The sequence below is a fragment of the Veillonella sp. 27098_8_77 genome (assembly GCF_041431535.1).
GTDB lineage: Bacteria > Bacillota > Negativicutes > Veillonellales > Veillonellaceae > Veillonella.
In genome coordinates this window covers 1-11,736 of the sequence record NZ_JAPVXW010000010.1, presented here as the reverse complement: position 1 = coordinate 11,736, position 11,736 = coordinate 1, and the positions used below count along the sequence as shown (strand labels likewise).

At 40.8% G+C, this 11,736-nt stretch carries 13 protein-coding genes; 8 read left to right on the top strand and 5 right to left on the bottom strand.

The window, feature by feature from the left end:
• Nucleotides 1–34: 34 nt before the first annotated feature.
• Together pyrE and pyrF are read right to left on the bottom strand one after the other, a co-directional pair.
• A complete protein-coding gene (gene pyrE, locus O3617_RS06860) occupies nt 35–622 on the bottom strand; it encodes an orotate phosphoribosyltransferase (protein ID WP_371441823.1) in 588 nt (195 codons plus the stop codon).
• Nucleotides 619–1,338, bottom strand: a complete 720-nt coding sequence (gene pyrF, locus O3617_RS06855; RefSeq protein WP_005375655.1) for an orotidine-5'-phosphate decarboxylase — start codon at nt 1,336–1,338, stop codon at nt 619–621. Before pyrF ends, pyrE begins: the two co-directional genes overlap by 4 nt.
• 230 nt (nt 1,339–1,568) lie before the next feature.
• Between pyrF and O3617_RS06850 the strand changes: the two genes are divergently transcribed.
• The 4 genes from O3617_RS06850 (at nt 1,569) to O3617_RS06835 (ending at nt 4,694) form a co-directional block, all read left to right on the top strand.
• Nucleotides 1,569–2,198, top strand: coding sequence for a 3'-5' exonuclease (locus tag O3617_RS06850; protein WP_016475950.1), 630 nt, complete (start codon nt 1,569–1,571; stop codon nt 2,196–2,198).
• Nucleotides 2,199–2,261: 63 nt separating this feature from the next.
• The gene (gene deoC, locus O3617_RS06845) at nt 2,262–2,924 is read left to right on the top strand and encodes a deoxyribose-phosphate aldolase (RefSeq protein ID WP_371441822.1); all 663 of its coding nucleotides are present in this window, start codon (nt 2,262–2,264) and stop codon (nt 2,922–2,924) included.
• A gap of 53 nt (nt 2,925–2,977) precedes the next feature.
• The gene (locus O3617_RS06840) at nt 2,978–4,279 is read left to right on the top strand and encodes a pyrimidine-nucleoside phosphorylase (RefSeq protein ID WP_371441821.1); all 1,302 of its coding nucleotides are present in this window, start codon (nt 2,978–2,980) and stop codon (nt 4,277–4,279) included.
• Between the two features lie 10 nt (nt 4,280–4,289).
• Entirely contained in the window at nt 4,290–4,694 is a 405-nt protein-coding gene (locus O3617_RS06835; protein ID WP_371449281.1) for a cytidine deaminase, read from the top strand.
• A gap of 63 nt (nt 4,695–4,757) precedes the next feature.
• On the opposite strand, the gene O3617_RS06830 is transcribed toward O3617_RS06835, so the two are convergent.
• Both O3617_RS06830 and O3617_RS06825 read right to left on the bottom strand, forming a co-directional pair.
• Nucleotides 4,758–5,579, bottom strand: coding sequence for a MetQ/NlpA family ABC transporter substrate-binding protein (locus O3617_RS06830; RefSeq protein WP_371449280.1), 822 nt, complete (start codon nt 5,577–5,579; stop codon nt 4,758–4,760).
• Between the two features lie 235 nt (nt 5,580–5,814).
• Nucleotides 5,815–6,711, bottom strand: a complete 897-nt coding sequence (locus O3617_RS06825) for a prenyltransferase (RefSeq protein ID WP_371449279.1) — start codon at nt 6,709–6,711, stop codon at nt 5,815–5,817.
• Between the two features lie 203 nt (nt 6,712–6,914).
• Between O3617_RS06825 and O3617_RS06820 the strand changes: the two genes are divergently transcribed.
• The 4 genes from O3617_RS06820 (at nt 6,915) to O3617_RS06805 (ending at nt 10,378) form a co-directional block, all read left to right on the top strand.
• Nucleotides 6,915–7,859 (top strand): glutamyl-tRNA amidotransferase, encoded by a 945-nt coding sequence (locus O3617_RS06820; protein WP_371449278.1) that lies wholly within the window; start codon nt 6,915–6,917, stop codon nt 7,857–7,859.
• Nucleotides 7,859–8,683, top strand: coding sequence for a hypothetical protein (locus tag O3617_RS06815; protein ID WP_371449277.1), 825 nt, complete (start codon nt 7,859–7,861; stop codon nt 8,681–8,683). The genes O3617_RS06820 and O3617_RS06815 overlap by 1 nt, the downstream gene beginning before the upstream one ends.
• A 74-nt stretch (nt 8,684–8,757) precedes the next feature.
• On the top strand, nt 8,758–9,129 hold the full coding sequence (locus O3617_RS06810; RefSeq protein WP_371449276.1) for a RidA family protein: 372 nt from the start codon (nt 8,758–8,760) through the stop codon (nt 9,127–9,129).
• A gap of 1 nt (nt 9,130) precedes the next feature.
• Nucleotides 9,131–10,378, top strand: coding sequence for a serine dehydratase subunit alpha family protein (locus tag O3617_RS06805; protein WP_371449275.1), 1,248 nt, complete (start codon nt 9,131–9,133; stop codon nt 10,376–10,378).
• Nucleotides 10,379–10,464: 86 nt separating this feature from the next.
• Here the strand turns inward: O3617_RS06805 and O3617_RS06800 are convergent, their stop codons facing one another.
• A complete protein-coding gene (locus O3617_RS06800; protein ID WP_371449274.1) occupies nt 10,465–11,652 on the bottom strand; it encodes an MFS transporter in 1,188 nt (395 codons plus the stop codon).
• Between the last annotated feature and the right edge of the window lie 84 nt (nt 11,653–11,736).

Genomic DNA, 11,736 nt, shown 5'->3' with positions numbered 1-11,736 from the left:
CTACATATATCGTGTAGGGCATTCATGAAAATGATTATTTAATATGTTTAGAACCGCGTTCTGTCATAGCTACGCCTTCTTTGCAGAGCGGACATTCTTCTGGTTCGTATGTTGGTACTTCAAGGTTAAGTAATGCTTGTACTTTTTCTTTTGGCACGCCGAACTCAGCTTTGCCGCCAGAACGGTTAACGAGAAGGCCTACGCCTACGATTTCGCCGCCAGATTGGTTAACTACGTTAACAACTTCTTGTACGGAACCGCCTGTAGTTACGATGTCTTCTACGATAAGTACGCGTGTACCCGGTTCGATTTTAAAGCCACGACGCAATGTCATAACGCCTTTTTCACGTTCTGTAAAGATAGCGCGTGTGCCTAATTCTTTACCGACTTCATGAGCTAATAAGATACCACCAGTCATAGGTCCAATAACGAGTTCTACGTTTTGATCGCGGAAACGTTCAGCCAATTCTTTACACAATGTTTCAGTGTATTTTGGATGTTGTAACACGTTGAATTTTTCAACGTACATAGGGCTATGTAGACCGGAAGTCAATAAGAAATGACCTTCTAAAATTGCTTGAGTATCGATAAGTAATTGTTTTACTTCTTGTTCTGACATCATTTGGATACACTCTCCATTTCTTCAATAATTAAACGTACCGCCTCTTGTGGGTGTTCAGCCTGCGTAATAGGTCGGCCAATAACAAGGCGAGATGCACCATCCTGTAATGCACTCGATGGTGTAGCAATGCGCTTTTGGTCGTTTGTAGCTGCAAAGGATGGGCGAATACCTGGTGTAACGATAAGGAAATCTGGTCCGCAGGCTTCGCGAATCATCTTAGCCTCTAAAGCGGAACATACAACACCGTCCATACCGGATTCTTTTGCTAGTTTAGCAAGGCGAATGACTTGGTCTGCAATTGGTAATTGACCGCCAATAGATGTCCAAGATTCGTCATCAAAGCTTGTTAATACGGTAATCGCTAATAGTTTTGGACGTTCGATGCCTAATTTTTCAGCGCTTTCACGAGCAGCCTCAGCGGCAGCTTTCATCATTATAGGGCCACCTTGACCATGAATGGTAATTAAATTGGCACCTAAACGAGTAAGGGAAGATACGCCATGGGCCACCGTATTAGGAATATCATGTAATTTCAAATCGAGAAATACATGTTTGCCGTGCTCTTGCAAATAGCGAACCGTTTGGTCCCCTTCGGCGTAGAATAATTCCATGCCCACCTTGTAGAAACTAACGGAATCCCCAAGTGAGGACACGATAGATTTCATCGCATCCATTGTGGATACGTCGAGGGCGACGATTAATCTGTCATCTGCCATGTTATAACCTCCATAGTATTTATATATCTAAATAATTTTCACATAGAATGGGGCGTCCTGTCAATGAAAATCCGTGGTGAAAGTCAGCTTAAGAACTGCTTTTGTACATCGATTTTCTTCGCGTTCATGATATAATAATAGAGAAGTGAAGATGATTCCTAATACGAGTTGATATATGTATATCAGACTTATTTATATAATATGTTGTTAATAGCTAAGAAAGGATTACCATGTTAGATTTTGTAGCATTGGATTTTGAAACAGCTAATAAATATAAAAATAGTGCCTGTTCTTTAGCGGTTATTACCGTTGAAAATGGGCAGATTACCAAAAAAGCGTATAGTCTTATTAAACCACCGTTTATGTCTTTTGACCCAGAATGCATTGAAATTCATGGAATTGAGCCTAAAGAAGTGTTGCATGAAAAGACATTTGATCAACTATGGCCTGCTATCTATGAAAATCATTTGAAGGGAAAAATTATGATTGCTCACAATGCAAAATTCGATATGAATGTATTGCGAGCTACTCTTGATTATTATAAAATTCCTTGGCCAGAACTTGATTATGCGTGTACTGTAAAAATTTCACGCGCCGTATGGCCCGATTTGGTAAATCACAAATTGAACACAATGGCAGCGTACTTAGGTGTAGAATTTAAGCATCACTATGCTTTAGATGATGCTGAAACTTGTGCTAAGGTTGCTATCGAGGCAGCTCGCTTGAAAGGGGCGAACTCACTACCTGAACTACTTTCAAAAACAGGCGTACCTCTTGAACCATTCATCGATGAAAAAAATAAAGCGGCACAAGCCGAATTACATAAGGAACCAGAACCAGAGCAGATGTCATTTTTCTAAAGACGTGCTCGGTTACAATGGTAACTAATCCTGATAGAATAATAGATTGTTTTGGAGGTAGTCATGTTAGGTAAAGAACTATTAACCTATGTGGATCACACATTGTTAAGACCCATTGCTACATGGGACGAAATTAAGGTGATTTGTGAAGATGCATTGGCCTATCATACGGCATCAGTTTGCATTCCACCCGATTTTGTAGCATCCGCTCATAATGCATATCCCGATTTGAATGTTTGTACCGTTATCGGATTTCCTCTAGGCTATCAAACGACAGAATCCAAGGTGGCAGAAGCGAAACAAGCTATTGCAGAAGGTGCATCAGAAGTGGATATGGTCATCAACCTAGGTGATGCAAAACAAGGCGATTTTCATGCTATAACAGAGGAAATTAAGGCTCTAAAATCCGTATGCGGTGATAACATTTTAAAGGTTATCATCGAGGCCTGCTTCTTAACGAATGAAGAAAAGATAGAGCTATGCCATTGTGTAACGGAAGGTGGCGCAGATTTTATCAAGACCTCAACTGGATTTGGTAGTGGTGGCGCTACATTAGAAGATGTGCAGCTATTTAAGAAGCACATTGGTCCTAATGTACAGATTAAGGCAGCTGGAGGCATTCGTTCCATTGCTGATATGAAGGCTTATATTGCAGAAGGATGTAGCCGTATTGGAGCGAGTGCGGCCGTAGAGCTCCTAAAAGATTATTTGGACGAAGAAGTATAAAGAAAAACCACCTAGGCAGTGCTTAGGTGGTTTCTTAGAATGGCGGTGTAACTATGCGCATGTATGATATTATTTTGAAAAAAAGAGCGAATCTGCCTCTAACAGATGAGGAAATTCGCTTTGTCATAGGGGGCTATGTAAATGGTACTATTCCTGATTATCAAGTCAGTGCTCTATTGATGACCATCGTATTTAATGGTATGAATGCTCGTGAACTCGGTACGTTGACACTCTCTATGGCTCAGTCTGGGCAGATGGTGGATTTATCATCTATTGATGGCATCACTGTAGATAAACATAGTACGGGCGGTGTAGGGGATAAGACGACACTTATCATCGCTCCTCTGGTGGCTGCTTGTGGTGGCAAGGTAGCAAAAATGTCTGGCAGAGGTCTTGGACATACTGGTGGCACTATCGATAAGATGGAATCGATTCCTTATTTAAAAGTATCCTTAAGCCAAGAAGATTTTATCGCCCAAGTGAATAGAATAGGCCTTGCCGTTATCGGACAATCAGAAGGCTTGGCACCAGCTGATAAAAAACTTTACGCTTTACGCGATGTAACGGGAACAGTGGACAGTATTCCTCTTATTGCGTCCTCCGTGATGAGCAAGAAATTGGCATCTGGTGCACAAGCCATTCTTCTAGATGTAAAGGTGGGCAGTGGGGCCTTTATGAAAACTATTGAAGAGGCCCGTGCCTTGGCTAAGGCTATGGTAGATATTGGACGTGAAAACAGTCGTTCCGTTAAGGCTGTTTTGACGGATATGGATCGTCCTCTTGGTCATGCCATAGGCAATGCCTTAGAAATACGTGAGGTCATTGATACATTAAAGGGGTATGGCCCTGAGGACTTGACCCATGAATGTATTATCATGGCTGCTCATATGCTCGTTTTAAGTCATATCTGCGACTATGAAACCGCACTCACTCGTGTGAGAGAAGCCCTTGATTCTGGTGCCGCTCTTGAACGTCTACGTCTCATGATTGACGCTCAAGGTGGGGATAGCTCTGTGATTGATGATGAAAGCCTACTGGCTATCGGCCAATGTACATATGATGTAGTGGCTCCTAAGTCTGGTTACATTACCCATATGAATACAGAACAATGTGGTATAGCATCTGTTATGCTTGGTGCGGGACGCACTGTAAAAGACGGCCCTATCGATTATAGTGCAGGGATTATCATGCACAAAAAAACTGGTGATACCATTACTGCAGGTGAAAGCATAGCGACCTTGTATGCCTCTGATGAAAGCTTACTTGCTAATGCGGCTAAGACCTATATAGAGGCGATTACGGTTGGCGACGAAATGCCAAATGTGGTGGATACAATTCTTGATATTGTGGAATAAGGAGCCCTGTATGACAGAATTAGAAATTCAAAACCTTATGGAACGCGCCATAAAAGCTCGTGAAAACTCGTATTCCCCATATTCACATTTTGCTGTTGGCGCTGCTTTATTATGCGAAGATGGTACCATCTTCGAAGGATGCAATATAGAAAATGCTTCCTATGGTCTTACAAACTGTGCCGAACGAACGGCCATTTTCAAAGCCGTATCCGAAGGTCATATAACATTTAAGGCCCTTGCCGTAGTTGCTGATACGGAAGGGCCTTGTGCGCCATGTGGTGCATGTCGTCAGGTGATGGCTGAATTTAAAATACCTCTTCTTATTATGGGAAACTTGATAGGGAATATAAAAATAGTAACTATAGAGGAACTATTACCATTTAGTTTTTCTGAATGCGATGTAATTGGTAAATAGAATGTAATATAAGAAAAAGGCTGGAGCGCGTGGCTCCAGCCTTTTAGTGTAAGATAGTGACCATTAGAATGCAGGAACAATTGCACCTTGGTATTTATCTTGAATGAATTTTTTGATTTCAGGGCTATGAAGAGCTTCCATCAATTTCTTGATGCGAGGGTCGTTTTCATTGCCTTTAAGAACAGTTACGATGTTTACGTAAGGGGAATCATTAGATTCGATGAACAATGCATCTTTACCAGGGTTAAGACCTGCATTCAATGCAAAGTTAGTGTTGATAGCTGCTAGTGCAACATCGTCGATAGAACGAGGCACTTGCGCTGCTTCTAATTCTACGAATTGGTAACCATTAGGGTTAGAAGCAATATCTTGTACAGTGGATAAGATATTGTTAGAGTCTTTCAATGTGATAAGACCAGCTTTTTGTAATAACAATAATGCACGACCACCATTTGTAGGATCATTAGGGATAGCGATTTTTGCACCTTTAGGAAGGTCTTTTAAATCTTTGATTTGACGGGAATATAAGCCCATTGGTTCAAGATGAACGCCACCAGCAGATACTAGAGGAAGGTTATGTGCTTTTGCAAATTCCTCCATGTATGGTACATGTTGGAAGAAGTTAGCGTCGATTTCTTTATCACCTAATGCAAGATTTGGTGTATTGTAATCAGTGAATTCTGTGATTTGTAAATCGATGTTATCTTTTGCTAAGATTGGTTTTACTTGTTCTAAGATTTCCGCATGTGGTACTGCAGTAGCACCAATTTTTAATACTTGTTTGTCACCGCTGTTAGCCGCTTTGTTATTATCGCTGCCGCAACCTGCAATTAATAGCGCACCACCGAGAACGACAGTAGCCGCTAATGCTAAAAATTTGTTCATACAAACACTCTCCTTTTCGAGAAAATTAAATGTAATTCGATAAGCTTATAGTACTAAATTATTTCCCATCATGCAAGTATGTATTATTAGTAGTTATCCATAACTAAAAGTTATATAGAAAGAGGAGCTGCCATTCAAAACCGACTTTGGCCCTGCGAAGGCCGTAGGCCGAAGTCAGACCCGGCCGGTGGAGGTTTTGAGTGGTAGCTCCTCTGCGTATCGTCTTTTAGTTTGGTTAACGACTAATAATGAGCCCTATACTTAATAGTAATTGGTATAACATGGCGGCACCAGCAGTGGTACCCATGGCTTTATCTAGCTTGATTTCGTCTACATGGGTATAGAATATGTTAATGGTTTTAAATGCTGGGATAATGGCTATTAATGCGAGTAATGCTGGAATAGGGAGGACTTTCAAATAGATCCATGCACCAATCCAGATGAAGTTAAAGATATAAGTGATGCTCATTAGGCTGATGGCGCGGTCGCGGCCTAATACAATTGGTAATGTGCGACGACCGTGTTTTTCATCATTTCGAATATCTCGAATATTGTTGGTGAGCATGATAGATCCAACTAATAGGGTTGCCGGTAGTGCTGGGATTAAGAATGCTAGTGAAAGTTCACGCGTCCACGCATAGCCTGTAATGAGAACAATCGCAAAACCCATGGCGATACCGGATGAGATTTCCCCAAATGGTGTGCGAGAAATCGGCTTTGGGCCACCTGAATACAAAAAACTAATTAATATACAGATGATGCCGGCCGGAATATACCACCATGTAATGGTGGCTGATAGGTAGAGACCGATGATGATAGGTACAATCATAAGAACCTTAATCATAGTGGAGATGAGCTTCGGCGTCACTGCACCACGTGTAAGAGAACCGGCATTACCTATTTTTTGCCCCGCATCAAGACCGGATTTAAAATCTTTCAATTCATTCCATAAATTGGCGATGATTTGAGCCGATACGACGGCTAAAAATATAAGAATTGTATGGAAAATGGCGAGACCTGTGCCATGAAGTGCACCGAAGGCATAATAACTAAATGCAGCACCTAAGATGGTTGGCCCTAATGCAGCGGCCAATGTGCGAGGTCTAGTGAGGGGAATTAATTCTTGTATCATACTAGTGTGGCGAAATGCCAACTCCTTTCTGTTAGAAATACGTTTTCTTATCACTAAGTATTGTATAGTACATTAGGGGAAATGTAAATTTGGTGTACCTATCATGTTAATACAATTATATAGTATAATATTATATGTATATTTAAAATTCTTAATTTAAACTTACTTGTATAATTCAGTTTATATATTCACGAGGTGAGACTATGAAAACGTGGAGTAAGAAGATAATGACGCTAGCTTGCGCTACATGCTTAACGGTAGGCATGGCGGCTGTAGCTTGTGCCGATACAATCGATTTAGGCTATGGTCAGTATGCTACCACTAATAATGGTGTACATGCGACAGCTATAGGTGCGATTCCTACAAATCCTACTTTCAGAACGATGGAACAAAATAAGACCCTTCAAACAGCTAATGAACGAGCTGCAAAATCTATGAATGACCGCATAAAAACATCCTATCCAATGGTAAAAGAGGAATTTAAAGGCACTGCCTTAGATGGGTATAGTTTGTATCAATTATCTGGAGATAGTACACTAGGTCATCATACGGGTTGGTTACTTACATACAACGTAAATAAAGAGGCTATTAATTATCTAGATCGTACAGCTACTGAAATTGTTAATTCCGCAATGGCCGATAAACAAGTGAAAGTACAATCTGTTAGCGAGCCTTACACGAAATCTAATGCAGAGAAGTTTATTTTGAAAATGGCCACAGTTACACTTGACCGCAAGATATTAGAACCTCAAATGGCGAAGTTAAATGCTACTATGCATCGCGATATGTTTAAGACAATACAACAAAGTGCTATGCAAGATGCATCGTTGTCGCAAAAGAACAAAGAAAGTATTCAAGAAGGTGTGGATCTTTTTAAACGTGTCATTCCTAACTTTACAATAGGCGCTACAGAAATATCCTTCAAACCATATACATCTAAATTTGGCACTATGGCTGGTACGAATATGCGTGGCAGTTTAAAATATGATGGCTTTGTATTGCCTGGTAGCTTAACTATGTATGCAATGCCACAAAATGAAGGACTTACAGTACAAATCTTGGCTACCGAAGATACGAGCCGAGACTACTGGTCAGGACAATTAGAATCCATGTATGGGTTGAAAAGCCTAAAGGGAGGCAATAAATAATGAAACATTTAAAAACTTTTGTATTAGCAGCATGCTTAGTTGGTGCTGTGACTAGTTTTGCAGGCGCAAAGGATGTAAAAACATTAGCAGGAACTATGGCTGTTCCGAATACTGTTACTGTGGCGACCGCATCTACTACAGATTCTCTGGATATTATAAAGGATTTGCTTATTAAGGATAATGCAAAACCAACTACAAATAAACGGACCCGTCAAAGTAATGAGGAAGCATTATCTGCGCTTAACTATATGGGCGTTTCCTATGATGTATATCAATTACAAGGGGAAGATAAAACAGGTCAAAAGGACGCTTTGTTAGTGGCCGTAGATTTAAAAACGGCAGCCAATGCATTGTTTGATAACCCTAAGGCTAATGCATCTGTTCTTCCTGTATTAGCCATACTCAATAATGGAGAGTTAGATCCGATTACAGAGCAACTCATGTTGACTACGGTTAATAATCTATTGCCAAAAGAATCTAAAACATTTACATTGCCAGATAAGAACGTGCCTGGTTCCATCTATGTAAGTGCTGGTAAAAATCATAGTGCTGCTATCGGTGTAGTTGGTGAAAGCCAAAAGCCTACTACCATTACTGTAGAAAATACAGAACAAATGGAAAAAATGAATAATACAAAGTATCAAACATATACCGTAGGTTCTCGCGTATTAGTTGATGCAGAAGGTATCAAATTCCCATATTATGCAAAAGCGGCACTCGTAATGAACCCACAAAAACCAACATTGTTCTTGGCATTGACCAGCGATGTACAACGTCAATATTTTATGCCAATCTTTGCAGATGCTTTCAAATCTATTAAATAAAATATATTGAAAAACATCAATATCAATATATAATAATTTATATATATGTATGTATTGTAAAAAGGAGTCCTATTATGAAAACAATTCACACAGATAAAGCGCCTGCAGCAGTAGGTCCATATTCCCAAGCTAAAGTAGCCGGCGGTTTTTTGTTCGCTTCTGGTCAAGTAGCGATTAACACTGCTACAGGTTCCGTAGTTGAAGGCGGTATCGAAGCACAAACTGAACAAGTATGCAAAAATATTGAAGCTGTATTAGCTGAAGCAGGTTCCGATTTCTCCAAGGTTATCAAAACAACATGCTTCTTAGCTGATATCAATGACTTCAAACCATTCAACGAAGTATATGCAAAATATTTTACATCTAAACCAGCTCGTTCTTGCGTGGCTGTAAAAGATCTTCCATTGGGCGTAGCAGTAGAAGTGGAAATCATCGCGGAAGTATAATATGGATTATATTTCATTATTACAAAAAGAAATGCGACCTGCCTTTGGTTGTACAGAGCCAATCGCTCTTGCCTATGCAGCAGCCAAGGCCGCATCCGTATTGGATGAGTTTCCCAACCACATTCATGCGCGATGCAGTGCCAATATCATTAAGAACGTAAAATCTGTTGTCATTCCCAACTCTGGGGGCCGCAAAGGCTTAGCAGCGGCTACCGTGCTCGGTGCCATCGTAGGCCATCCCGAACGAGAACTAGAGGTATTAGAATCGGCTACCGATGAAGATCGTAATTGGCTAGGTACCTTGTTAGATGCTAACTTTTGCACTGTAGAATTAGCAGAAGGCGTTGATAATCTCTACATTGAAATTATGGCCACAACCGATGAACATACGGTTGTAGTACGCATTGAAAATGCACATACGAATATTACTTATGTATCTGTAGATGGGAACGTGATTTCTGAAACCATTAATGAAATTAAAGAGGCTGAAAGTAGCACTTATCCCATGACATTCGACAGCATCTACGAATTTGCAAAAACAGGGGATATTTCGGGTGTTTTGCCTAGCATCAAACAACAGGTAGAATATAATACGGCCATTTCTAACGAAGGTTTATCCAATGATTATGGTGCCAATATTGGTCGATTGTTATTACTTGATGATGAAACCCCATCTCTAGAAACCAAGTGTAAGGCTCGCGCCGCAGCTGGTTCCGATGCACGCATGAGTGGGTGCCCGTTGCCTGTAGTTATTTGCTCCGGCTCTGGCAACCAAGGATTGACTGTTTCGATGCCTATCATTACAACCGCTGAGGGACTCGGTAAAACCGATGAAGAATTACACCGAGCCCTTGTATTTGCCAATTTGTTAACGCTTTACGTTAAATCTGGTATTGGTAAACTATCCGCATATTGTGGCGTTGTGTCGGCTGGCATTGTAAGTGTGGCGGGTATTGCCTTTTTGAAAGGCGATAGCAAAGATATCATTGAAGATACACTCGTAAATGGTCTTGTTAGCCTATCCGGTATCGTATGTGATGGGGCGAAACCATCTTGTGCCGGTAAAATTGCCATCTCCTTAGATGGAGCTTTCATGGGCTATAAACAAGCCCGTCTCAACAAGAGCTATCAAAAGGGTGATGGCCTCGTAGCTCACTCCGTTGATGATACAATTAAAAGTATCGGTGTCGTTGCACAAGGCATGAAAGAAACTGACGTAGTCATTTTGAATGAAATGTTGAAGCATTAATTGGCTCTATATATGGACTATTTTTTGTCCCATAAACAAGAAAACAGCGTTATGATCGGCTTGGTCATAACGCTGTTTTTCTAATATTATTGTAATTTTTTAGGATCCTTTAATAGCAATGATGCGCCTAGTCCTACAATAAGGAATGGAACCAGTGTCATCATGGCCAAAGATAGGGAATAGGTATCTGCTAAATTCCCTACAACCGGTGCGATGATACCACCAATCGTTTGGCTTACGCCAAGGGTGATGCCTGATGCAAATCCGATGCTCTTAGCTAGGTATGTTTGGCCCAGTACGATAACAGGGCTGTAACTGATGGCCTTTGCAGCACCAATCATGAGCAAAATTAGATAAGCCAGTGGCATCATAATTGTTACAGAAAAATCAGGGACTTGTGTTAATAGGAACATGGATGGCAACCAAATCAACAGAGATAATCTAATAATTTTGATAGGACCGTATTTGTCGCCTAACAAGCCGCCAATGTAGGTCATAAAGATACCGATACTAAAGAATACGGTTAATGCAAAACTACCTTGTTCTGGACTTGTGCCGAGTTCATGAGTCCAAAACACAGGAATAAATGCATTAATAACGCGGAAATTAACCGATTGGCTTAGAATGATAATGAACAATATGCCAAAATATTTCCAATAATTTTTCAGTGGCTGAGCCGCAACTGTTGGATTTTCGGTGGCTACGGCTTGATCGATTGTTCGTGCATGAGCTACGATACGTGGCATGAGCAGGAATAGAACGGTAGATATAATAATACCAGCTACGGTGAAAGCTGCTAGACCATGTGCGCCTACTGTATAGGCGATGGCGCCCGCAAATAGAGGACCAAAGGCGAAGCCTGAACTGCCGCCGATGGCGAAGGTTCCCATTGCTTTGCCTTTTTTACCACCTCCGAGGCGGTTCATAATTTTTGCTCCTTCAGGATGGAAAATGGAAGAACCTACACCGGCTAATGTAGCGCATACGAGGAGACTTTCATAAGAAGAAACAAAACCCATCATCCCCGTACTACATGCGGATAATAGCGTGCCTGCTGCGATGAGTCGTGGCTGATTGAGCTTGTCTGAAATATACCCTAACAATGGTTGTAGCAATGACGATAGTGCCGTGTTCGCTAAGATGAGAAAACCTGCTTGCTCCAAGGACAGTCCATACGTATAGATAAACAGTGGCAATAATGCAGGCAGTACGCTTTGGCATGAGTCATTAATCATGTGACTCAGCGTAATGAGATAAGGATAATACTTTTGCATAGTAGACCTCGTTAATTGATGATGTAGTATACAATATATTTATATTATATACTATATGTATACAAATAAAACCTAGATAACATC

Excerpts from the sequence above, each read along its gene's own strand:
- pyrE (WP_371441823.1), bottom strand. The coding sequence starts at position 622 with ATGATGTCAGAACAAGAAGTAAAACAATTACTTATCGATACTCAAGCA.
- pyrF (WP_005375655.1), bottom strand. The coding sequence starts at position 1,338 with ATGGCAGATGACAGATTAATCGTCGCCCTCGACGTATCCACAATGGAT.
- O3617_RS06850 (WP_016475950.1), top strand. The coding sequence starts at position 1,569 with ATGTTAGATTTTGTAGCATTGGATTTTGAAACAGCTAATAAATATAAA.
- deoC (WP_371441822.1), top strand. The coding sequence starts at position 2,262 with ATGTTAGGTAAAGAACTATTAACCTATGTGGATCACACATTGTTAAGA.
- O3617_RS06840 (WP_371441821.1), top strand. The coding sequence starts at position 2,978 with ATGCGCATGTATGATATTATTTTGAAAAAAAGAGCGAATCTGCCTCTA.
- O3617_RS06835 (WP_371449281.1), top strand. The coding sequence starts at position 4,290 with ATGACAGAATTAGAAATTCAAAACCTTATGGAACGCGCCATAAAAGCT.
- O3617_RS06830 (WP_371449280.1), bottom strand. The coding sequence starts at position 5,579 with ATGAACAAATTTTTAGCATTAGCGGCTACTGTCGTTCTCGGTGGTGCG.
- O3617_RS06825 (WP_371449279.1), bottom strand. The coding sequence starts at position 6,711 with ATGATACAAGAATTAATTCCCCTCACTAGACCTCGCACATTGGCCGCT.
- O3617_RS06820 (WP_371449278.1), top strand. The coding sequence starts at position 6,915 with ATGAAAACGTGGAGTAAGAAGATAATGACGCTAGCTTGCGCTACATGC.
- O3617_RS06815 (WP_371449277.1), top strand. The coding sequence starts at position 7,859 with ATGAAACATTTAAAAACTTTTGTATTAGCAGCATGCTTAGTTGGTGCT.
- O3617_RS06810 (WP_371449276.1), top strand. The coding sequence starts at position 8,758 with ATGAAAACAATTCACACAGATAAAGCGCCTGCAGCAGTAGGTCCATAT.
- O3617_RS06805 (WP_371449275.1), top strand. The coding sequence starts at position 9,131 with ATGGATTATATTTCATTATTACAAAAAGAAATGCGACCTGCCTTTGGT.
- O3617_RS06800 (WP_371449274.1), bottom strand. The coding sequence starts at position 11,652 with ATGCAAAAGTATTATCCTTATCTCATTACGCTGAGTCACATGATTAAT.